The organism is Acinetobacter pollinis (assembly GCF_015627175.1).
Taxonomy (GTDB): domain Bacteria; phylum Pseudomonadota; class Gammaproteobacteria; order Pseudomonadales; family Moraxellaceae; genus Acinetobacter; species Acinetobacter pollinis.
In genome coordinates this window covers 145,563-166,356 of record NZ_VTDQ01000002.1, presented here as the reverse complement: position 1 = coordinate 166,356, position 20,794 = coordinate 145,563, and the positions used below count along the sequence as shown (strand labels likewise).

Sequence of the window (20,794 nt, the reverse complement as noted above, 5' to 3'; positions counted from 1 at the left end):
GATTTCGACCTTGCTTGCCTTGTGATTGTGCATACCATTGGGTCTTTGGATCAAACCAAATGGAAATATTGCCTCGGTTAATTAAGGTTCGATTATAGGATGACCAATTGGTTGTACGGTAGATTTTAGGGGTAGGCTTATTCATTTTTAAATTATATTGCTGAATAAGCCTTCAATGATAGGTTTGTGCAACAAAGCCTCCTATTACTAATAGTGATATAGATAAAAAAGATAAAAGAGAATTTTATGAAAAATATTGGATGCTCAAGGTACATAGTTCTTATATAAAAGAATTTTCAGACCCCGAAACGACTAAACTAGTAGATAATTATATCGAGTTACTTAAAAATACAATGGGTGATGACTTTGACAAAATTTGTAATCAATTGGAAAATATAGAAAATACTTGTGATGATCTCCATAAAAAGATTAGCGATGAGAGGCAGAAAATTTTTCTTGAAAATGGTTAGTTTGAGCTCATATGTATAAATAAAGAGAGTTAGTAAATGTCACATATTGTATTTGCTATCAAGTCGTATACTGATCAGTTGCGGGTTCAAGACTATCTAAGTAAAAATCAGGAATCTTCTTTATAAAATAAGACATCTCTCATTGTTAAGGTATAGACTAAACAAGAAGATAGAAGTACAGCGCAAAATAGACTGTATTGGAAATGGCTGAATGAGTGATCTAAGCACATTGGATCGGATAAAGACTCAGAACATTATTTCTTTAACCTTAAGAAGAAGTTTCTCATAGGGATATATAACATGGGTGATGCTGAATTTTATAAAATGTGTCAGGTGATAAAACAGCTTAAAAATAATGAGCAGTAAGAGTATGAAGCAATAGTTAAGTATGTTATTCGTATGACAAGTATAACGAAAGCGATTCAGATGAGTGAGTATTTAAATAGTATTCATGACTTTTGCGTGGTGCAGGGGAAGTATTTAGAAACGCCTTATGATTTGAAGTGGGCTGTAACTTATTAGACTTAAAGTAAAAAATAATACAAAATACCTTTTAATAATTAAAAAGGTTGATGGAAAGTGGTTAATTGTATTCGAAAAGAGCCCTGTTTAAATCCCTATAACTCTTTTATAGATGGATTTACATTTGATAAGAATGGCTTAACTGTTAGTCGTTATTCTGTTCAAATTACTCAGACTGTGCATTTCAAAGATAGCTTATACTTTAATATTATTGATGAAGGGGATGCACTTCAACAGCATGGAGAAGATAAGGATGATGATCCTAATACGGATGTGCGATTAAGATACTGGTTCTATGCTTATGATGATTCAACTTTGATCGATTGGTTTAATGAGCAAACGAATGATATCTACAAGGGTCAATTAAAACACTTTTTCATTTATACCGAAAATGAAATGGTTGAAGTACTTAGTCAATTTGAACCTGAAATAAGTTTTAGTGATTATGCTGATAATGATTTTGAAGTATATAAGGAAGCTCAATGAAACCGTGGATAAAGCTTGAGTCATGTAACAAAAATGATTTACCACAAACTACCCAAGTTATTTCTGATGAAGCAGGGCATACCTTTAAATGTAAGTTTAAAGAATATACGAAAATAGTAAATTTTGAATATCCACGCCTATTAAGAAAAATAACCCACCAAAACTTCGGAGTAAAGATATTGCAGGAGCAAGAACTAGATCAAGAAACTTGGCTTTTCAAGGCCACTGAATCTGACTTAATAGATTGGTTTAATTGGCAATGTTGCGATATTCGCAAAGGTGGATATGATCATTTTATTCTATTGACAGATACTGAGGTGTGGCAAATATTGAGTTTGGAAGATCCAACTATTACGTTACAGCAATAAATCCTATTAGCCACCTTCGGGTAGTTTTTTACACCTAATTTTTGAGAAAACTATGGCGAATCTCACACCTAAAAAAGCAAAAGTTTGTCGATGAGTATCTGATAGATGTGAATGCAGCACAAGCAGCGATTCGAGCAGGGTATAGCGAAAAGATAGCCAATGTTTACTCTGCTAATAACAAGAAATTGATATGCGTGATGAACTACAACAAGAATTGACAGAAGCTTTTAATGATGATTTGGCTGATACCGTAAATATTTTTACCTGTTCAAAAGTTACGTATTCAGGCAAATATAATCCTGTTACTAAGATGAGCAAACCATAACGTATCAAGGGCATGAGGTATTGTTTGGTTTGTATCAAAAAGACTTAGTTAAACTAAGTGATTATCAGGCAGATGATGCAAAGGCTATACTTCTGCAAAATTCAAATAAACGATATTTGGGTAACCAGTAAGGGATATTTTTAAGACCATCAATATTGGTGCTGACCCAACTGACAGTATTTGGAAAGTTCAGTTGAGGAGAGTTTAAAATTTAAGGAAACCATGCTATAGATGATTAACTAGTACATAAAAAACAAATAATAAAGAAGATTTCTAATGAATACGAATAAATTTATTGTACAAGTAGTATTAGTTAATAGTTTTGGTGATTTAGGTCACGATATCAATAAGGGGAGTTTTTTGTGCGTAAATAACCATTGCACAAATAAATGTAATTTTTTTGTATCTGTGACTTCTGGAGCAAATGTAACGGTTTTTGATGATCAAACTTTTCGAGAGTGTCTGCATTGTATTAAGAAAAATTTAGATGCCAAATATGGTACAGGATGGCGATTAAAGCCTCTGACTATTAAGGGTTTACTATCTTGATCTTGATAGGAGGATTACTCTATAGATTTGACATTAGATCCGAGTGAATTCAAAGATAATCGAATCTGATCTCGCTAAAAGACAGCGAGCTACTGCCTTAACTGCTTTGACAGGAATCGTGTACCAATCACCAGTAGATAGAGGTATATTCGTGGTTCTCATAATCTGAATACTGGACAACCTAATTATAACTATAACCTCAATAATGAAGATAAGACTAGACAATCAACCATCAATTAATGCAAGAAAAAAGAAAACTCTTGTGAGTTACCACCAGATGTAAATCATACAGACCGACTTAAAGAGGATAGAATAGCTTTAAGTTATTGTGAGAAATAGTATGGGTTTAAAATTAAAATTTATTCAAGACATATTCCCTCTAAAAGAGTTGGGTAATCATCGTTCATTACTTGAATGTGATTTTTATGATACTCACTATAGGTATTTTGATGAGATAGATGATGAGTATTTGTCTGCAATAAACCTTTCTGCCGAAGATTTAATTTTAGCATATAATATGGATTACCCTGATTTTTATAAAAAAGCTAGTATTACAGCCTGTATTTCACGTAGTAGACCAAGTGAAAATATAACAACATGGGAAAATGTAAGTTACGAGTATTTATATTATTTTGGTGACTCATGCAGTTATTTAGATTCAGAAGGTTTTAAGTTTTTTCTTTCTTCCGCAATCTATTTCGTTTTACTCGAGCCAGAAAAAAATAATACTTTCATAGACCACTTTATTTACAGACTAGAGTTTCGATGGGACATTGACAGCCATATTTTTAATAGGGATCAAAAAAGATTAATTAGATTATTCATAAGTGAATATATCAAGAGAGATTTCTCATGGATTGTTTAAATTAAATGTCCCCTACTTATGTCACTTATCTGACTAGTAGGACTTAGAGATTCTAATAAATTTGGAACCAATGGTTAGATAATTTTATGGATAAAGAAATTTTATTAACTCAAATAAGAAAAGAGTTTAAGGACATCACTTTAGGTAATGACTACACCCTTGTTGAAGAGGATTATTATGATACAAGTCATTGCCATTTTGATGAATCATGGATTTCATATCCTACATCTCAAGAAGAGTGGGATAAAAAAGAAATTGATGAAATGACAAAACATAGTTGGTGGTTACCTGAAGAAATTGAAGAAGCTATTAAAGCTATTAAAGCTATTAAAGCTATTAAAGAAAAAAGGAAAATACTTAATAGATTCCCCAATCCATTAGATATACCCTACGAGTACTTAGAAGCGTATGGAATGGTTTTTTTCTTTTTAAAACCTCAGGCGTATTTATTTTATACACCATCCATGATGCTTCATAAACTATGTAACTCTGAAGGTGTATACAACGGACTTGGTTTTGATCGGTGGTTAGCTGTATTGCAACTTGGAGACGAAGATAACATTAGTTATTTATTAAGTTCTTTTAGTAAAAAACAATTTATTATATTAATTGCTTTTTTGAAGTATTTAATAAGTTTAGATACTATTGATGAGTTTGATAAAGAGGATATTCAAACCACTTTAAATAAAATTCAATCATTCAAACCTGAATAGCTCTATTTAATAATCATATAAGTTAGTTAAGATTTTATTCCTATATTGTGAAATTCCTTTATGATAGATAAGTTTGAAAAAATTATTTCTCAGTTACATGATGCAAGACTGTTTGGTTTTCTTATAGATATAAACCCAAATACAATGGATTCAAATTTAATTCTATATGTGCAAATCTTTTCTGATTACGATTTCAATAGTGAATTATATTCACTTGAAAAAGCACTCGTGGTATTTGAGTGTTCTTCAATCAATAGGTTAAGTATTGATAATGACTTATCCAATGGGCAGTTCTTTATTACTGATATAATTATTGAAAAATTGCTAGATGATAAATTCACATTTAATTTTATATTTAATGATTCATCAATAGAATTAATTTTAGTTGCAGAAAATATTAATCTTATTTCTTCTGGAAAAATAGAAAAGAAAGATTGGCAGTTCTTACCAACAAATTGGCAAAATCTTTTTAACTAAATTAGTTAAAACCAATAAACTCTACTTATGTCATTGATCTGACAGAGTAGGATTTCTCTTTGTCGCCCAAGCCAAATTAAAGATCACCTTCGGGTAGTTTTTACGGGTAAAAACGATGAGTGATAGACAATTCACATTCAAATCTGATTTAGATAGAAACTCAAATACCCAAATCTTTAACGTACTGTCTAATGGGTTTGGTGATGGATATAAACAACATACTACAGTCGGAATCAATAGCTGAAAAGGGTAGTGGAGTTATCAACGAACCACGTTAAAAGATGAAGTCTTAGCGGTTAAGACGCTCTTTGATGACCACAAAGGGGCAGACTAGACTCATTTTTATAGGAGTCATCTTTAGATTGCTGCACTGTCTAAGTTAAAACATATACTAGTTATACACCGACATGCTTAGGCGATAGTGTTTGGCGAATCTCAACCACATTTAAACAGCGGTTTTAAAATAAAATCAATCAATGCACCGAAAGGTGCTTTTTTTATGCCTAAATTTGGGAGTCGATATGGCGAAGAAAACAGTAAATATTGGAGCAAATGCCAATGATGGCTCAGGGAATGCTGCACGTTCAGCATTACAGCATGTACTACAATACAATGTATCTGATCCAACACACGGCAAAGGAGGCTTAATTAAAGATGATCTGAGTGGATCTTAATTAGAAAAATATAAATACTGCATCTAGCAGTTCTTTTATGTCAAAAATTTAAGAAAGTATTCAATCAAGTGCTTTGAAAGTTCTATTTTAGGGAGTTGTGGAGCGTATAGCACAACTTTAATTGATATTTTGATTATAAAAAGGCTGATAGTTTAAATGAGAGAAAATTTCTCTCTATAACTATACCTAAGGGCTTCAAAATGACTAATGAAGTAACATCAGATATTGAAACAAATATCACAGATGCAGCAACTCAAAATCTATTTAATCAAAAAGTGATTACCACGGTAGGGACATTTGCTGATCTAGCAAAATTAGATACATGGGATCTACGATTTGTCTATGTGAGTGATGACGGACAGTATTATTATTCTGCAGCACAAAAAGCATGGTTAAAAGATGAGCCATATACCATATTTGATTTTAAAAATGAACAGCCAGTTCAGTACTATTACAACAAAATTGGTAACTGGGATGATGCTATATATTTAGCGCAAAAGAATATCATTGCTAAGGGTTTTTCGCCAAAGCTAAGATTGCCTACAGGTATTATAGAGCTTTATAGACCAATTTTTGGGGGTGTATCGTTGGGAGATAAGTTAAATAATGATTATCCCGAGTTAGAAATGAAAGATTCGAATGGTGTATTTCTTAAGAGTTTTCCTACACAGATATTTGGTACTGTACAACCTCCTTATCCATATCAAAGCACAACAAAAAATGGTACGAGTATTATATTTAAAGGATGTAAGTCTCAGACAGATTTAACATACATGAATTTCGGAATTATCCATTTTGCGCCCACTAATCCTATTGAGTTTGCTAATGCAACTCAAACAACACAAGATACTTGGGGGTATGCAAATCTTATTGTTAAAGATTTGAGTATTACCACAAAAAATCAAGATGATACTGATTTTGGAACGATTCATGGAATTTTTATGTTTCGCCATCACTGGCATCATATCGAAAATGTGCAGTTAGATGGATTGTATGGAGCGGGTATTCTCGGTAATTGGGTCTTTGATTCCAACTTAGATCGGATTATATATACACGTTGTGGGCGTATGTCACCAAATATTAATGACTATCAGAAGGATGGGAACTTTAGTATTGAATATCAGACATATGCACCACTACACTTAATGTGTACAAACACTGGTGATACCACCAACTTCATTAAATCGTATCGTGGTCATTTTGAAAACAATTATCGTGCTGTTGCTGATGTGATTATTAGTAATGCTACTCCAATTTGGTTTCAAGAACATCATCATGAGTCTGGACCAGGCTTAACAGCAGACTCAAAAGTAGCTTTAGCTACAAACTATGGTGTGCAATATCCATGTCAGGACGGCGAAGCTGTATTCGATTATAAAAACTTTAGTAAAGCTACTGGGTCTTGTGTTGTTATGGCAAATAATATCACTGGCTATACCAAAAACTATGGGTATGCTTGCATTTTAAATAAATATACAACAATGAATGCTAATACTTGGCGTTTTAACTCAGATGTCCTACTACAAGGCGGAAATACAAATTGTGTATTAACAGCAGCACAGTCATTATTTGAAAATATGGATTTATCCGCAACTTTTGCAGATAAATCTTTAAACTTAACGGATTGTGATCTGAGTGGTGATTTAAGCTTAAATTATTTTGGCGCATTAAGCCTTAATAATGTAGATATTGCAGGTGATTTTAAAGTGAATAATATGTACAAAACAGCATCATCAAATTTTAGAAATGTTTCTGCAAACTCATTTAGTGGCGATATGGGAAAAGTAGTTGGAGATATATATCAGACATCAATAAATACTAGCTCAAGTATGCAAGCAAGTTTAGGTATTATTGAGTATACAAATATTGATACCCTTTTTGGAGGAATGTAAATGACTATTGTATTTAGGGGGAAAAAAATCTTACCAAATATCGATTTAAATAAGATCACTATAGATGGAGATTTTTTTATGTCTTCATCAAATACTTATATTAATTCGCCAGTAAGTGGTCGAGATTGTCACTTAGTTGTGAAATCCTTTGATAGAGGAAATCAACAAATTGAGCAAACGCTTACAGAGAGAGCTACAGGGTATGTTTACAAGCGTATTCTCTACAACTCTTATGCTCATGCATTTCCTGCTTCAAACACATCTATTAGTATCCCTTGGTATAGGCTTTATGGTGTAGGTCAGCAATTAAATAGTACAATAATTTTTGATAAATCTGCAACTTACGATATCGGATCATCATTAAATACAATAAATAATCTGTATATGCAGAATGCAGTTACAGTTGTATCTGATGAAAACTATAAAACAGAGATACAAGATATTCCTGATAACGTTTTAGATGCATGGTCTAAAGTTAACTTTCAAATGTATAAACTCAATGCTGCAGTACAAGAAAAGGGTTGTGATGCTCGATTTCATTTTGGTGTTATAGCTCAACGCATCAAAGATGCATTCGATAGTGCTGGTCTAGATTTTAATGACTATGGATTATTGACCTATGACAAATGGGATGCGATTCAAGCTGTCGAATATAAAGAAGCAACATATGACCAAGATGGTAACCAAACATCACCTGAGGTTCAGGCTGTTGAAGAAAGAGAGGCTGGTGAAGTCTATATGGTTCGCTATGATGAATGCATGATTTTGGAAATGGCTTATCAGCGCAAATGTCTTGCAGATATAAAAGCAAAACTTAAATCATAAATAAGATGATAAAAATTGACCCGCTAATTAGGCGGGTTTTTTATTATTAAAAATCATAAATCAAAGGCAAGAATGACATATCGACAACAACCAGTAGATACAGCAAACACCATCTTGATCAATAAACCATGCTCACAGGTGGAATTGCGACAATAGGTGCAAGTCTTGTTTCAGCTATTGCATAACTCGATATTGTGGTAAAGATCGATATCTCAATTACATTATTAAGTCTAGTCTTTACGGTTTTTAGCTTTTTGATGAATTGGCGCTACAAGTACAAAGAGGATTAATAGAAGCAAAACCAAGATTAGAGGGCAGAACAGTGGCATCAACACACTCGATTTTTTAATTTTGTGCTTACTTATGAGCTTGAATCATAAAGACGAAATGATAGAAAAGCAGAAGTAAGAACATAATCCAGATATCTAATTTTCGGTAATAGTTTTTTTAAGGGCTTCAGCAGGCTAAAGGATGACTGTAGGTGACTTATTAATAAGGGTTCGTTCTAAAGCTATTGCAGATTGTGTTACAAGTATAGACAAGAGGTAATAAGGTTTATAATTTTGATATAGCGTAGCTAAGTAGACCTATTAATAAATACCTAACTGTTTGATTTGTTAAATACAAAATAAATATAAATGATATATATAAAATATAGTAGATTGTTTTTGTGACATAAGTCACTTTATTTTGGTTTTTAGAGTTTTTTATGAATTTTTTGAGAAAGAAAATATTATCTTGTTTAGGTGCTTTGACGGTTCTTGGTTTTTTCGCTGTAGCGGGTGCTCATGCAGAATCAGGGTATAGAGTTTGTGCAATTATGAAAGAAGGTAGTGGTGCAAACTTAACGAAAGGCCTTATTACTAAAGTATCTAAAGAAAATGGTGGAGATGCATGCGGTAGAAAAATAAACTTCATGACTCAGTATTATTCAAATGCATACCCTGGCCAGAGCGGTATAACAAATAGTAGTGTATTTAAAATGATACCGTGTGAAGATTTTTCGGGTGCTATTGGCTTAAAGGTAGATATGTGCAAGTCTATGCAAGTAAATAAAATCTATAGATATCATACATCTACAAATGAAAGTAACATATCCAATGGAAATCTAAGTTTTTGGCATAACTAGAAATGAACCACCTTCGGGTGGTTTTTATATGCAAAATTTAAAAAATATTGTGATTAAATCATTCCTAAAATAATAACAAATGATAAGTAGTACAAAATTGATATGAGGTTATTAGAATAAAATTTCACTAGGCATATAAATGTGATATATTTATATAATATATATTATTATGTGAATTATTCTACATATGAAAGGCTTTGCTATTCATAATGCACCGACCGATCATGGTGGTGCTATCCCATCAACACTCTCAAATGTGTTTCAAGAGGGAAATCCCTTTGTAAGGGCTGGAGATGGACACTACTGTCCAAAATGCAAATGTTGGTCTACCGTTGTGAAAAGCCATGACCATATGATTATGTTTGGTCAGCCTGTTGCTTATGAAGGTGATAAATTAACATGCGGAGCAACGATACAGCCTCAACAAACTCATGTTGTTGGGGATATTAAAGATAATAAAGGAAACTCTACGAATCTTTCTAAGACATCATATAAAGAGATACCAACTGAAAAATCTAACAAAAATAATTTAAGTAAAGATTTAACTGGCACTTCAATTTCTAATGATTTTCTACTAAATGGTTATTACTACAATATAGAAACTGGACTATATGAAGGAAAAATTACTACCGGGAAAGGAAGTATAGAAGATGTATATGCTTGTAAAGGTAAGAATTCAGAGACTGACTTTATCGATCCGCAGAGTGCCAATATTACACACCAAAAATTTCAAGAATGCTCTAGAGTTATTTCACATGAGTCTGGAACTGCGACAATAGAGTGTATTTATATTGCTTTTACTGCCCATAACTATGCTATAGGAATAAAGAAAGATTTACACTCTTTACTAATGTCTGGTTATTCTACAATGCCACTAGGTACAAAGACACCTTTGCCAGACAAACCAAACGATGGAAAGCGAGAAAATCCTAAATATGGGCTCGCACGTAAAGGTATTCTGAAAGTTTGTCTTGGAGAGGAAGATCCTACTGATGGCGCAACTCACTGGGATGGAACAGATTTTCTATCATGGGGGTTAACAAGTCCATATAAGAACCCTGATAAATCCTTAAAGCCACATGCTAAATTTAGAGAATATAATAAAATTATAATTCCAAAATCTATATATGATTCTTTTTTAGCAGGTACTCTAAAAGAGTATCCAAAAGGAACAGTGAAATACAATGGAACAACCTATAGTATTCCAGCAACGGTTTTTAAAGATAGTAAAAACTGGGTAAATGATAATTTTGAATATGTTACAGGTGTTAAAAGTAAAAAATCATTAACTGCCAAAGTAACTGCTGGTCATACAATTTTTTGGAAAGCATCATGAAAAATAAAATTCTTCTTATATTAACTCCTTTTTTATATAGTACTGGGTATGCAGAAAATTTTAATACATTAAATAGTAATACTATTGTTTCGCACTATAATGAAAATTTAAACGGAAATTATCCATCATTAAGTGGTAAACAGTTTAAAGATTTAAATAAATCTATTATAGATTTTATTTCTATAAATTTTGATACAAAAGACGAAAATTATCCCACAGAAGTAAATTTTGAGGAAATATTTAAAAATAATGAAATATTAAGTTTTTCATTAAACTATAATATTAGTAATTTGACAGAGCGTTACTTTGTTAAATATTATGTTATTGATTTAAATAATAAAAATGAAATAAATCTTTCTGAATATTTAAAACGAAAAAATATTTCTCAAATTGATATAGTAGGCAGTATCAATAAGTTTATAGCTCTATGTCATGATAATAAGAAAAAATATCCTGATTATTGCTCTGATATGGCATTACAGAGCCTACTCGAAAATACTAAAAGGGTTAACTATTCCAACTTCTCTAGTTTTTTTGTTAAGGGAAATAGTATAGGAATAGCTATTAATTCATCTAAGTTTACAAGTACATTTATTTATAATCAGAAAAGTAAGCATGTAAGTTTAGAATAAATCTTAAACATATTTAAAATATGATTTATTTATATCAATAATTTATTAAGGATATATCGTCTCAATAGCTGGTGTAATTCTAAATTAATTTAAGAATAGTATATGAATTAATTTTTCAAAAAGTGTAATCTTGGTTTTATTAGGTAGATATTTATTCTATACATTTTCATAAATTAATTCATGTAATTGTAATGCAGTAGGTTGAGGAATAGATGTAGATAGTCAATTAGAATTGTGGAGAATATTATTTTTATTCTAACTATAGAAAACTGAATAGTTACTCAGATAATAAGATTTATTATCTTGATATAATTGTAGATGAATAGATATATTTTAAAACAACAATTGGGGTATCAACGGAGAAATATGTCCCTATAAAGGTTTAGGTTAATAATAGTGCCACTACGAGATCGGTAGTTCTCAATTTTATCAAGAAACAGTAAGTACATCTATTAGAAAAAAATTGAAGAAATCGATCCCGTCATTATGCGATTGTTTGTAATAGCACAGTGTGCGAGTTATTAGATATTCGTTGAAAAGGCTCACATATGAACAACAGTATAAAAGTTTTAGGCAAGAAAATAATAAACTTAAAATGCTAGGTTTTTTGATAAACTTGATACTAGTTATGATATCGTTAGCTAACCACAAGAAAGGGCTTTAATCACCTTATTGTCAGCATTAACAAAGTATTTTGTAGGTGGACATTGAAAATTTTAAATTCTAGTAAATAAATAGGGCAAGCTTGTCCTGATAGAGAAAGCATGAAACTTATTAAAAAGATGCGAAAGAATCTTAGCTTTATTGCATCTTTTAAATTTAATTATCATCATAAGTGATATATATGAAAAAGCTGAAATCCCTTTTTTTTAACAATACTTATACTTTTTCTATTATTCTCTTTTGTTGGTTTTGAATATCTACCTGTAGAGAGTGATAGGTATTATGACTCTTTTTTATAAAAAAGCATCCAACAACGTTATCTATTTTTAGAAATCCTGTTTTATGGGGGACGTCAGATTTTATTGAATATGATCTCTTGAATTCGAAAAGTCAAAAAGATTTTAGAAATTTATGCTACTACCGTTATGACCTAACTGGTATTCAACAATGTGAAAATTTATTGAGATATTAAATCTGATTAGAGTATTACTCTTAATGAATGCTGAAATAAATACTCTAATCAAATACATGACATCATTTAAACAAGTTATTTTTTAATTGAATAACTTTCGAGAGTTTTTTCACTTCCGTCATTAAATGTAATAAAAATTTTATCTTCGTAATATTCTGCGAGGAAAATGGCACTTACATCGATACGGTTTGTTTCTAATAAAAGCTCTAAACGTTCTTTGTCAATCTCTTGTTCATCAATAAGGGTATCGAAGAAGACACCCCGAAGGATAATAATTTCAGAGGGTAACACTGGTTTATCTTTAATAGCAGCCAATTGGCCATCGGGTTGTATCTCGGCATAATACACTTCTTGAAATGAGCTAAAACCAAGACATTGAAGTTGAGATAGAATCCTTAACATATCTATTTTTCTACGTTTTTGCTCGATTTTATCAAGTAAAAATTTACCATGCTTAATAACAGGAATAGACTCTCCAATGGTGACTGCTCGAATACGTAAAATATGATGAGAGAGATAATTTAAAAATAACATAAAGCCTACGCTCATAAGCAACATGATCGTGAAGCCCGTAATTTCTAAATCTCCATTGTAAATTGATCCACCTACGACAGCCCCAAAAATAAAGTTTCCAAAAAAATCTACAGCTGTAAACTGTGTGAGCTGAGTTTTTCCGATAAAATTCATGTATGAAATAATAACAGTGAATGAAATAACTATTTTTATTAATAGGAATACATAAAATGATATTGGCATTTTTATTGTCCTAAATTAAAGTTTTACTAATAGTGATTTGTCATTTATTTTTTTTAATAAATGCAACTTATACGACATATTGTATATTTGTTTTTGTCTTGATCTAACTTTGATTTTTAGTAGTTTTGTAGAGATGATAGTAAATTTTAAACCGTATTTTCAATTATTTAAAGTATTTGATAAGCGATTTAAATCAAGTTTTAAAGTCAGAATTAGTGCGAAAACAGATCAGGCAATATTCAGATTTTATTAAAATATATCAATGATTTAGTATGTAGATTTTAAGGATGTATCAAGTAAAAGATACTCATTTTTTATATATAGGTAGAAAAGGAAGCCTTCAATTGAAGACTTCTTATTTTACTTACTGCTGAAATTTTGGAGAGCGAGGGCCAACCAATAGTCCATGTTGTTGATCTTGTGTTGGTGTGAAAAGCTGATTGTTTACATTCATCGATAGAGGATGTGCATGATCATTTAAACTACTTGTGATCTGATTCACGACTGCACTGACAACCATCGCAATTAAGCCACTGTTATTTTCAGAAGTTGCTTTACGTACAGATTCTTGTCCAGTCCATAAGATTGTACCTGTTTTTAAATCTACAAGTTTAGCTTCAACTGAAACGGTGGATACACTGTCTATAACTTTATATTGAGTACCGTACTCTTTAATCTGTGTATATAAACCTGCATCTGCACCAAAGATTTCTTGTAACTTTTGTGTTGGAATAGACTGAGCATCGTTTCCGTTGGTAATTCCATTTTCTTTAAATAATTGATCGACAATAGATAAAGGAAATACGTAATAACCTGCCTCTGCTACAGGAACAGCAACAGTCGACCAATAGCCATAAGTTGCTTTGACATCTGGAGAGTTATTAATTGGTGGAAGTACTAAAATAGATTTGGGCATATGTGATTTATATGCACTTAAATCTTTTGGTGGAGTATGTTGGGTAGTTGCACAGCCAGTCAAAATCAGCGCACTAAAAACTAAAGATAAGAACTTATTCATTTAAGTGCTCCCTGATCTAACTTATTTTTATCACCAAGCATACGATTAATCAGAGTTGTAGATTCTGGATAAACTTGGCGCTCTAAATTAAAGTATTCTTCAGACTTTTGTACATTGCCTTCATTTAAATACATTAGACCTAAATGTGCATATAACCCTGGAGGAACACCCAGTTGAGCTGCTTTAGCTTTTTGTATATCTGCTTGTAACTTTTCAATTTGCTGACTTGCAGTAGCTTTTGCAGGTGCACTATACATGAGGTAAGTTTGATCTGGAAAATTGCCCCAGTAATACAATGGTTTAGGTCCAGCAGCACAACCTGTTAATAGCAATAATGCAAAAAGTGTATATATTGTTTTCATTGATGATAAATCTTCTTAGTTACTCGGTTTCCATTGGTTATTTTGGATGCCATTCACTAAATTGTTTACAGCTTCACGAATTGCTAGATCTAAAACCTTACCATTTAAAGTTGAGTCGTAAGATGCTGTTGAACCAAACCCGAGAATTTCACGTTCACCTAATGCATATTCTCCAGCGCCTTGTGTAGAGTAAACAACTTCTGAGGTAGTTACATCTACAATATTGAGATTAACTTTTGCATAAGCAACTTGTTGTTTTCCACGGCCTAAAATACCAAAGAATTGTTGATCGCCTACTTCTTTACGTCCAAACTCGGTGACATCGCCTGTAACTACGTAACGTGCACCTTTAATAGATTGTGCTTTACCGCTGTAGCCTACTTCTTGTTTTAGTTCTGAAAGATTGTCACGATTAAGTACAGAGAAGTATCTAGATTGCTGTAAATGCGTTTCTAAGATTGTTTTTGCTTGTCCACCTAAACGATCCGTATTATCTGAAAAAATACCTCTCATATAACTCGATCTGTTGTCAAATTTACCAATAGAAACTGATGTTTTAGCTCCATTGTATTGGTTTGTAGATGTGGCAGAAATGACTTGAGCACTTTGAATAGTTCTTGATGTTTCAGTTGCTGCACAACCAAAAAGTGATAATGTCAAAGCAGGTATAAGAATAATTGAAAGCTGATTAATATTCATGCTAAATGTACTTAAAAAGGATAAATATGAAGTTTAATATTATCATAGTGTTACGATACTTTGTTTTTTTGCGAATAAAAACATTTATTTTACAAGTTTTAAAATGAATTTTCACTCAAATCTCTTTTCAAGCACTTAAGTATATCTGCTAAATAATCTTTAAGTTAAACTATGGCCGTATATCGCTATTTTTATTTGAGAATTGATGTATGGATAAAATGAATAAAGAAAGTTTAGCAAAGAGTCTAATGAGTATTGTTGATGCTTTATCTTGTATCGTTGGAAAAAATATTGAAGTAGTTATACATGATTTGACGAATCCGAATCATTCAATTATTAAAATATTAAATGGACATCTTTCTGGAAGAAAGGAAGGAGATAGTGTCTTAAATATTCCAGATCATGATTTGGGGTCAATTGGATTATTGGTTGACCAAAACAAAAATGTCAGTAATCCACAAGTATTTAAAGGCTACGAAACAAAAGTAGCAGGTCGAATTTTCACGAGCTCTACTGTCATATATAAAGATGAGAATCAACAACCAATATTTGCAATGTGCTTTAATGCAGATCAAAAAATATTAGAAACAGCGAAAAACTTATTGTCACAGCTTTTACCTAGAGATGAAAGTTTAGCTGTTGAAGAAAGTGAACATACACTACAAAAGAAAATTGCTGAAATTATCCATTTTGCTCTGCCGCAACACAATCTTTTAAATACAAAAAGATCAAAAGCAGAAAAAATTGAGATTGTAAAAGTGATGCAAACACAAGGTTTGTTTTTAGTAAGAGGTGGTGTGGAAGCAGCGGCAAATGCTTTAGGTGTTACGCGCTACACTATTTATAATTATCTAGAAGAAATAAAGACAAAGCCTATCTAAAGATAGGCAGTTGCTTTAGAGACTAAGAATGTGTTCAGCACTCATGGTCGAGCCTCCACAGACAATAACCAGTATATTGTTATAAGGGTCGAGTATATCTTTATTGCTATAAATACAGGCCAAGCTTGCACCACAAGCAGGTTCTACGACAATGCGATGGTCTGCAAGAAATGCTTTACATGCATGAATGGCTTCTTGGTCAGAAACAAGAATGCTATGTATATGATGCGTTTTTGTGACGTAGAATGCTTGGTCACATATTTGCTTTGCACCTAATGAGGTTGCGATGCTTCTAATTTCTTTTAATGAAGTCGGTTTATTATGTTGAATAGCCAAATGGAGTGAGGCAGTCCCTTCTGTTTCTATCGCAATAATTGGAATATGAGTTAATTTGTTTCGAGTAAGTCCTTCAGCAACACCTGCTAGCAAGCCACCACCACCTACAGATAGCACAATAACATCAGGCTGAATCTCTGCATTTACAATTTCGTCAATAAGAGTAGCGTGTCCTTTCCAAAGTAAAGGATCGTCAAAAGGATGAATAAAAGCATCTGAATCGGTAATTAAAGATAACGCATATTCATTTGCTTCTTGCCAAGAATCTCCTTTAACGATGACCTCAGCATCTTCTAGCTGTAATAAATTTATTGCGGTTATTGATGTAGTTTTTGGCACAACAATAATACTAGGTACATTTAAGATTTTTGCAGATGTTGCAACTGCCAATCCTGCATTTCCTCCTGAAGATGAAATGAAGCGTTTTGCACCTTGCTTTAAGTAAGTTTCACAAGCCAATGCCACACCGCGCATTTTAAATGACCCTGAAGGTTGTAAGGCATCTATCTTTAGCCAAACATTTTTATTTAAAGATTTACTGAGTGCTGATGAACGAATGAGTGGTGTATTAATATGTAATGGCATGGTTTATATCTCAATAATTTTTAGGGCTTGTACTTCAATTTCCACGTCTAAACCGAAAGCAAGTTTACTGCAAACTACACTACGTGCAGGAAAGCCTTGAGAGAAAAAAGTCCTATATGCCTTATTAAATTCTTCAAAGTGTGACATATCTGAAAGCCAAACTGTTACTTTTATAATTTGATTAAGGTCACTTTGAAGCTCAATTAGCGTGTTGGAGATATTGGTCATAATGCGTTGTGTTTGTGTAGATACACTACCATAAATAGGGGTAGCATCTTCTGCCAACGAAACTTGACCTGAAAGGTATAAAATCTGATTAAACTCTGTTGCTTTTGCAAAAGGAAAAGGCAGAGAACTCTGGTGATAAATTAATTGGTGTGCATTCATAGCAGAACGTCAAAATATTGGTGTATTGATATTATCAACAAATTGTTTAATTATCAACAAAATGTTTAAATTTAGCTTTGTAGGAATTTAATTTTTAATAGAATATAGAGTGCGCAAAGTGGTAGGATACTTTTTAAAATTCTAATCGCTTGAAATCAAAGTCATATTGGCTTGGAGTTGAAATGAAAAAACTATTGTTACTTGTCTTAGGTAGTGTTGTATTAACGGGTTGTGGTGGTCATAAACAAGTTTCTCCTCAAGAAGCATGGCAAGGATTCTGTAAATCAATTCCAAGTGCTGCGTTCAATATTATGACAGACCGCCAACAAGGTATTGATAAAAACGCAGCTTTAGAAAATGCCAAAAAAATTCAGGATCAACATGCACGAGATTACTTAGTCAGTCTTGTTGAAGAAGCATACAACGTTCCACTTTATGAACAGATGGCACAAAAGGAAAAGGCAATGGCCGATTTTGGTAAAGGCCGATACGAAAGTTGTGTTGCACAGCAACCATAAATCTATACTAAAGCACTCACATTGAGTGCTTTATTTTTATGATCTTACGGCGTAGTATTTCCGTAGAAAATAATGAGCATCATAAACAAACACCCGAATAACATTAACTTTTGGAATTAACTTTAGTAAAATTTAAACAGTACATTACTTACAGCAATAGGAATAGTAAGTAATTTTTGAGAAAAAAGAGGAAGAATACCGTGCTAAAAGCTTACCGCCAACACGTTGAAGAACGTGCCGCACTTGGAATCCCACCACAACCATTAAACGATGCACAAACCGTTGAACTAGTTGAATTATTAAAGAACCCACCAGCAGGTGAAGAGGCATATTTAGTCGATTTACTAGAAAACCGTATTCCTGCAGGGGTTGACCAAGCTGCTTATGTGAAAGCAGCTTTTCTTGCTGCTGTTGCTAAAGGTGAAACGGAATCACCGCTAGTGACAAAAGAACGTGCAGTTTACTTACTAGGTACAATGTTAGGTGGATATAATGTTGCACCATTGGTCGATTTACTGACTGATTCGCAATTAGGTAAGCTTGCAGCAACAGCACTTAAAAAGACATTACTCGTATTTGATGCATTTCATGACGTTGCAGAGAAGGCCAAAGCGGGTAATGAAAATGCTCAAGCAGTGATGAATTCATGGGCAGAAGCAGAATGGTTTACTAGCCGTAAAGATGTTCCAGAAGAAATTAAAATTACTGTATTTAAAGTCACAGGCGAAACCAATACAGATGATCTTTCACCTGCACAAGATGCTTGGAGTCGTCCAGATATTCCTTTGCATGCAACTGCGATGCTAAAGAATGAACGTGATGGAATTCATCCTGAAAAGCAAGGTGAAGTAGGCCCAATTCAACAAATTAAAGCGCTCTTGGCAAAAGGCAATCAAGTCGCTTATGTGGGTGATGTTGTTGGAACGGGATCATCTCGTAAATCTGCAACCAACTCTGTACTTTGGTATTTTGGGGAAGATATTCCTCACATTCCAAATAAGAAAGATGGCGGTGTCTGCTTAGGTGGTAAAGTTGCGCCTATTTTCTTCAATACTATGGAGGATGCTGGCGCATTACCTGTAGAGATTGATGTTTCTGAAATGAATATGGGTGATGAAATTCTGCTTAAAATTAATAAAGCAGAAGCAAAAGTCACTGCATTTAAAAATGGCGAACAGATTGCAGAGTCTGAATTAAAAACACCTGTATTATTAGATGAAGTTCGCGCAGGTGGACGTATTAATTTAATTATTGGACGTGGATTAACAACGAAGGCAAGAGAAGCACTAGGTTTGCCACCATCTACATTATTCCGTCAACCTAAACATCCGCATGATTCTGGTAAAGGCTTTACACTGGCTCAGAAAATGGTTGGTCGTGCGTGTGGATTACCTGAAGGACAAGGTGTTCGTCCAGATACTTATTGCGAACCACGTATGACGACTGTTGGTTCTCAAGATACCACAGGGCCAATGACTAGAGATGAACTGAAGGATTTGGCATGTTTAGGTTTCTCTGCCGATTTAGTCATGCAGTCTTTTTGCCATACAGCAGCTTATCCAAAACCAGTCGATGTACAAATGCAACACACATTGCCTGATTTTATTATGAACCGTGGTGGAGTTTCATTACGACCGGGTGATGGTATTATCCACTCTTGGTTAAACCGCATGTTGCTTCCAGATACTGTAGGTACAGGTGGAGATTCACATACACGTTTCCCACTAGGTATTTCTTTCCCAGCAGGTTCAGGGCTAGTTGCATTCGCTGCAGCAACGGGTGTAATGCCGTTAGATATGCCTGAGTCTGTTTTAGTTAAATTTAAAGGTAAAATGGGGCCAGGTATTACATTACGTGACCTTGTCCATGCGATTCCATACTATGCGATTCAAGCTGGTGATCTTACCATTGAGAAAAAAGGTAAGAAAAACATTTTTTCAGGTCGTATTTTAGAAATTGATCTGACTGAAATGGAAAATGAACTGACCGTTGAACAAGCATTTGAATTGTCTGATGCATCTGCTGAGCGTTCAGCTGCAGGTTGTGCCATTACGCTTTCGGAAGAGAAAGTAGCAGAGTATTTGCGTTCAAATATTACGATGCTGAAATGGATGATTTCACAAGGCTATGGTGATGCACGTACCATGGCACGCCGTGTAGAAAATATGGAAAAGTGGTTGGCTGAACCAAACTTACTCAAAGCTGATCCTGATGCAGAATACACGAAAGTATATGAAATTGATCTTGCTGATATTAAAGAACCTGTATTGTGCTGTCCAAATGACCCAGATGATGCCAAGTTACTGTCTGATGTTCAGGGTGTAAAAATTGATGAAGTATTCATTGGTTCATGTATGACAAATATTGGTCATTTCCGTGCTGCAGGTAAGTTATTAGATAAAATACCGAGTGGTTCTTTGTCGACACGCTTATGGATTGCTCCTCCAACACGTATGGATGAACATCAGCTTATGGAAGAAGGTTTCTATAATACTTATGGGCGTGCAGGAGCACGTACAGAAATGCCAGGCTGTTCATTATGTATGGGTAACCAAGCACGTGTTGCACCAAACACAACAGTGGTCTCAACCTCGACGCGTAACTTTCCAAACCGTCTAGGTCAGGGTGCAAATGTGTACCTTGCATCGGCTGAGCTTGCCTCTGTTGCTGCTGTACTAGGTAAGCTTCCAACTCCTGAAGAATATAGCGTGTATGCTTCTCAGATTGATAGCATGTCTTCTGATATTTATAGATACATGAATTTTGATCAAATGGGTGAGTATCGAAATGCTGCTGTAAATGTGGATACAAAGAAAATAGCTACAGCACAACTTACTTAATTCAACGTACATGT

Annotated in this window: 23 protein-coding genes and 3 pseudogenes; 19 read left to right on the top strand and 7 right to left on the bottom strand. The window is 33.4% G+C overall.

Features of this window, described 5'->3' with window-relative positions; genetic code table 11:
* Positions 1-145: pseudogene (locus I2F23_RS01755) on the bottom strand (IS5/IS1182 family transposase); the annotation flags it as partial.
* Positions 146-869: 724 nt separating this feature from the next.
* On the opposite strand from I2F23_RS01755, the gene I2F23_RS13985 reads away from it, so the two are divergent.
* The 16 genes and pseudogenes from I2F23_RS13985 (at position 870) to I2F23_RS01680 (ending at position 11,263) form a co-directional block, all read left to right on the top strand.
* Positions 870-992, top strand: coding sequence for a hypothetical protein (locus tag I2F23_RS13985; RefSeq protein WP_266096404.1), 123 nt, complete (start codon positions 870-872; stop codon positions 990-992).
* A gap of 57 nt (positions 993-1,049) precedes the next feature.
* The gene (locus I2F23_RS01750; RefSeq protein ID WP_195770866.1) at positions 1,050-1,478 is read left to right on the top strand and encodes a hypothetical protein; all 429 of its coding nucleotides are present in this window, start codon (positions 1,050-1,052) and stop codon (positions 1,476-1,478) included.
* A complete protein-coding gene (locus I2F23_RS01745) occupies positions 1,475-1,846 on the top strand; it encodes a hypothetical protein (RefSeq protein WP_195770865.1) in 372 nt (123 codons plus the stop codon). The genes I2F23_RS01750 and I2F23_RS01745 overlap by 4 nt, the downstream gene beginning before the upstream one ends.
* 52 nt (positions 1,847-1,898) lie before the next feature.
* A pseudogene (locus I2F23_RS13870) lies at positions 1,899-2,025 on the top strand (terminase small subunit); the annotation flags it as partial.
* An 11-nt stretch (positions 2,026-2,036) separates the two neighbouring features.
* Positions 2,037-2,171, top strand: coding sequence for a hypothetical protein (locus I2F23_RS13980; protein WP_266096405.1), 135 nt, complete (start codon positions 2,037-2,039; stop codon positions 2,169-2,171).
* A 276-nt stretch (positions 2,172-2,447) separates the two neighbouring features.
* Positions 2,448-2,720: a hypothetical protein gene (locus tag I2F23_RS01730; RefSeq protein WP_195770864.1), complete on the top strand. Its 273-nt coding sequence runs from the start codon at positions 2,448-2,450 to the stop codon at positions 2,718-2,720.
* 340 nt (positions 2,721-3,060) lie between these two features.
* Entirely contained in the window at positions 3,061-3,585 is a 525-nt protein-coding gene (locus I2F23_RS01725; RefSeq protein ID WP_195770863.1) for a hypothetical protein, read from the top strand.
* An 86-nt stretch (positions 3,586-3,671) separates the two neighbouring features.
* Positions 3,672-4,298, top strand: coding sequence for a hypothetical protein (locus tag I2F23_RS01720; RefSeq protein WP_195770862.1), 627 nt, complete (start codon positions 3,672-3,674; stop codon positions 4,296-4,298).
* Between the two features lie 60 nt (positions 4,299-4,358).
* Positions 4,359-4,775: a hypothetical protein gene (locus I2F23_RS01715; protein ID WP_195770861.1), complete on the top strand. Its 417-nt coding sequence runs from the start codon at positions 4,359-4,361 to the stop codon at positions 4,773-4,775.
* Between the two features lie 115 nt (positions 4,776-4,890).
* Entirely contained in the window at positions 4,891-5,019 is a 129-nt protein-coding gene (locus I2F23_RS14065; protein ID WP_407647984.1) for a hypothetical protein, read from the top strand.
* A gap of 277 nt (positions 5,020-5,296) precedes the next feature.
* A complete protein-coding gene (locus I2F23_RS01705) occupies positions 5,297-5,449 on the top strand; it encodes a hypothetical protein (protein WP_195770860.1) in 153 nt (50 codons plus the stop codon).
* A 200-nt stretch (positions 5,450-5,649) separates the two neighbouring features.
* Entirely contained in the window at positions 5,650-7,341 is a 1,692-nt protein-coding gene (locus I2F23_RS01700; protein ID WP_195770859.1) for a hypothetical protein, read from the top strand.
* Positions 7,342-8,166 (top strand): tail fiber domain-containing protein, encoded by an 825-nt coding sequence (locus I2F23_RS01695; RefSeq protein WP_195770858.1) that lies wholly within the window; start codon positions 7,342-7,344, stop codon positions 8,164-8,166.
* A 709-nt stretch (positions 8,167-8,875) separates the two neighbouring features.
* A complete protein-coding gene (locus tag I2F23_RS01690) occupies positions 8,876-9,295 on the top strand; it encodes a hypothetical protein (protein ID WP_195770857.1) in 420 nt (139 codons plus the stop codon).
* A gap of 187 nt (positions 9,296-9,482) precedes the next feature.
* Positions 9,483-9,741 (top strand): annotated as a pseudogene (locus I2F23_RS01685) (PAAR domain-containing protein); the annotation flags it as partial.
* Positions 9,742-10,627: 886 nt separating this feature from the next.
* Positions 10,628-11,263 (top strand): hypothetical protein, encoded by a 636-nt coding sequence (locus I2F23_RS01680; RefSeq protein WP_195770856.1) that lies wholly within the window; start codon positions 10,628-10,630, stop codon positions 11,261-11,263.
* Positions 11,264-12,473: 1,210 nt separating this feature from the next.
* On the opposite strand, the gene I2F23_RS01675 is transcribed toward I2F23_RS01680, so the two are convergent.
* The 4 genes from I2F23_RS01675 to I2F23_RS01660 form a co-directional block, all read right to left on the bottom strand.
* Positions 12,474-13,154, bottom strand: a complete 681-nt coding sequence (locus I2F23_RS01675) for a YetF domain-containing protein (protein WP_323127185.1) — start codon at positions 13,152-13,154, stop codon at positions 12,474-12,476.
* Between the two features lie 364 nt (positions 13,155-13,518).
* The gene (locus I2F23_RS01670; RefSeq protein WP_195770854.1) at positions 13,519-14,172 is read right to left on the bottom strand and encodes a DUF799 domain-containing protein; all 654 of its coding nucleotides are present in this window, start codon (positions 14,170-14,172) and stop codon (positions 13,519-13,521) included.
* Positions 14,169-14,534 (bottom strand): DUF4810 domain-containing protein, encoded by a 366-nt coding sequence (locus I2F23_RS01665; protein ID WP_195770853.1) that lies wholly within the window; start codon positions 14,532-14,534, stop codon positions 14,169-14,171. Before I2F23_RS01665 ends, I2F23_RS01670 begins: the two co-directional genes overlap by 4 nt.
* Before the next feature lie 15 nt (positions 14,535-14,549).
* On the bottom strand, positions 14,550-15,233 hold the full coding sequence (locus I2F23_RS01660) for a CsgG/HfaB family protein (RefSeq protein WP_195770852.1): 684 nt from the start codon (positions 15,231-15,233) through the stop codon (positions 14,550-14,552).
* Between the two features lie 209 nt (positions 15,234-15,442).
* Between I2F23_RS01660 and I2F23_RS01655 the strand changes: the two genes are divergently transcribed.
* Entirely contained in the window at positions 15,443-16,114 is a 672-nt protein-coding gene (locus I2F23_RS01655) for a helix-turn-helix transcriptional regulator (protein WP_195770851.1), read from the top strand.
* A 15-nt stretch (positions 16,115-16,129) separates the two neighbouring features.
* Here the strand turns inward: I2F23_RS01655 and I2F23_RS01650 are convergent, their stop codons facing one another.
* Positions 16,130-17,035: a pyridoxal-phosphate dependent enzyme gene (locus I2F23_RS01650; RefSeq protein ID WP_195770850.1), complete on the bottom strand. Its 906-nt coding sequence runs from the start codon at positions 17,033-17,035 to the stop codon at positions 16,130-16,132.
* Positions 17,036-17,038: 3 nt separating this feature from the next.
* Positions 17,039-17,422, bottom strand: a complete 384-nt coding sequence (locus tag I2F23_RS01645) for a RidA family protein (protein WP_195770849.1) — start codon at positions 17,420-17,422, stop codon at positions 17,039-17,041.
* Positions 17,423-17,604: 182 nt separating this feature from the next.
* Here I2F23_RS01645 and I2F23_RS01640 point away from each other — a divergent pair, with 182 nt between their 5' ends.
* Together I2F23_RS01640 and I2F23_RS01635 are read left to right on the top strand one after the other, a co-directional pair.
* Positions 17,605-17,940, top strand: coding sequence for a hypothetical protein (locus I2F23_RS01640; RefSeq protein WP_195770848.1), 336 nt, complete (start codon positions 17,605-17,607; stop codon positions 17,938-17,940).
* A gap of 200 nt (positions 17,941-18,140) precedes the next feature.
* Entirely contained in the window at positions 18,141-20,780 is a 2,640-nt protein-coding gene (locus tag I2F23_RS01635) for a bifunctional aconitate hydratase 2/2-methylisocitrate dehydratase (RefSeq protein ID WP_195770847.1), read from the top strand.
* The last annotated feature ends 14 nt before the right edge of the window (positions 20,781-20,794 follow it).

What these genes read in the sequence shown, in the direction of transcription:
- I2F23_RS13985 (WP_266096404.1), top strand. Translation starts at nt 870, where the DNA reads ATGACAAGTATAACGAAAGCGATTCAGATGAGTGAGTATTTAAATAGT.
- I2F23_RS01745 (WP_195770865.1), top strand. Translation starts at nt 1,475, where the DNA reads ATGAAACCGTGGATAAAGCTTGAGTCATGTAACAAAAATGATTTACCA.
- I2F23_RS13980 (WP_266096405.1), top strand. Translation starts at nt 2,037, where the DNA reads ATGCGTGATGAACTACAACAAGAATTGACAGAAGCTTTTAATGATGAT.
- I2F23_RS01730 (WP_195770864.1), top strand. Translation starts at nt 2,448, where the DNA reads ATGAATACGAATAAATTTATTGTACAAGTAGTATTAGTTAATAGTTTT.
- I2F23_RS01725 (WP_195770863.1), top strand. Translation starts at nt 3,061, where the DNA reads ATGGGTTTAAAATTAAAATTTATTCAAGACATATTCCCTCTAAAAGAG.
- I2F23_RS01720 (WP_195770862.1), top strand. Translation starts at nt 3,672, where the DNA reads ATGGATAAAGAAATTTTATTAACTCAAATAAGAAAAGAGTTTAAGGAC.
- I2F23_RS01715 (WP_195770861.1), top strand. Translation starts at nt 4,359, where the DNA reads ATGATAGATAAGTTTGAAAAAATTATTTCTCAGTTACATGATGCAAGA.
- I2F23_RS14065 (WP_407647984.1), top strand. Translation starts at nt 4,891, where the DNA reads ATGAGTGATAGACAATTCACATTCAAATCTGATTTAGATAGAAACTCA.
- I2F23_RS01705 (WP_195770860.1), top strand. Translation starts at nt 5,297, where the DNA reads ATGGCGAAGAAAACAGTAAATATTGGAGCAAATGCCAATGATGGCTCA.
- I2F23_RS01700 (WP_195770859.1), top strand. Translation starts at nt 5,650, where the DNA reads ATGACTAATGAAGTAACATCAGATATTGAAACAAATATCACAGATGCA.
- I2F23_RS01695 (WP_195770858.1), top strand. Translation starts at nt 7,342, where the DNA reads ATGACTATTGTATTTAGGGGGAAAAAAATCTTACCAAATATCGATTTA.
- I2F23_RS01690 (WP_195770857.1), top strand. Translation starts at nt 8,876, where the DNA reads ATGAATTTTTTGAGAAAGAAAATATTATCTTGTTTAGGTGCTTTGACG.
- I2F23_RS01680 (WP_195770856.1), top strand. Translation starts at nt 10,628, where the DNA reads ATGAAAAATAAAATTCTTCTTATATTAACTCCTTTTTTATATAGTACT.
- I2F23_RS01675 (WP_323127185.1), bottom strand. Translation starts at nt 13,154, where the DNA reads ATGCCAATATCATTTTATGTATTCCTATTAATAAAAATAGTTATTTCA.
- I2F23_RS01670 (WP_195770854.1), bottom strand. Translation starts at nt 14,172, where the DNA reads ATGAATAAGTTCTTATCTTTAGTTTTTAGTGCGCTGATTTTGACTGGC.
- I2F23_RS01665 (WP_195770853.1), bottom strand. Translation starts at nt 14,534, where the DNA reads ATGAAAACAATATATACACTTTTTGCATTATTGCTATTAACAGGTTGT.
- I2F23_RS01660 (WP_195770852.1), bottom strand. Translation starts at nt 15,233, where the DNA reads ATGAATATTAATCAGCTTTCAATTATTCTTATACCTGCTTTGACATTA.
- I2F23_RS01655 (WP_195770851.1), top strand. Translation starts at nt 15,443, where the DNA reads ATGGATAAAATGAATAAAGAAAGTTTAGCAAAGAGTCTAATGAGTATT.
- I2F23_RS01650 (WP_195770850.1), bottom strand. Translation starts at nt 17,035, where the DNA reads ATGCCATTACATATTAATACACCACTCATTCGTTCATCAGCACTCAGT.
- I2F23_RS01645 (WP_195770849.1), bottom strand. Translation starts at nt 17,422, where the DNA reads ATGAATGCACACCAATTAATTTATCACCAGAGTTCTCTGCCTTTTCCT.
- I2F23_RS01640 (WP_195770848.1), top strand. Translation starts at nt 17,605, where the DNA reads ATGAAAAAACTATTGTTACTTGTCTTAGGTAGTGTTGTATTAACGGGT.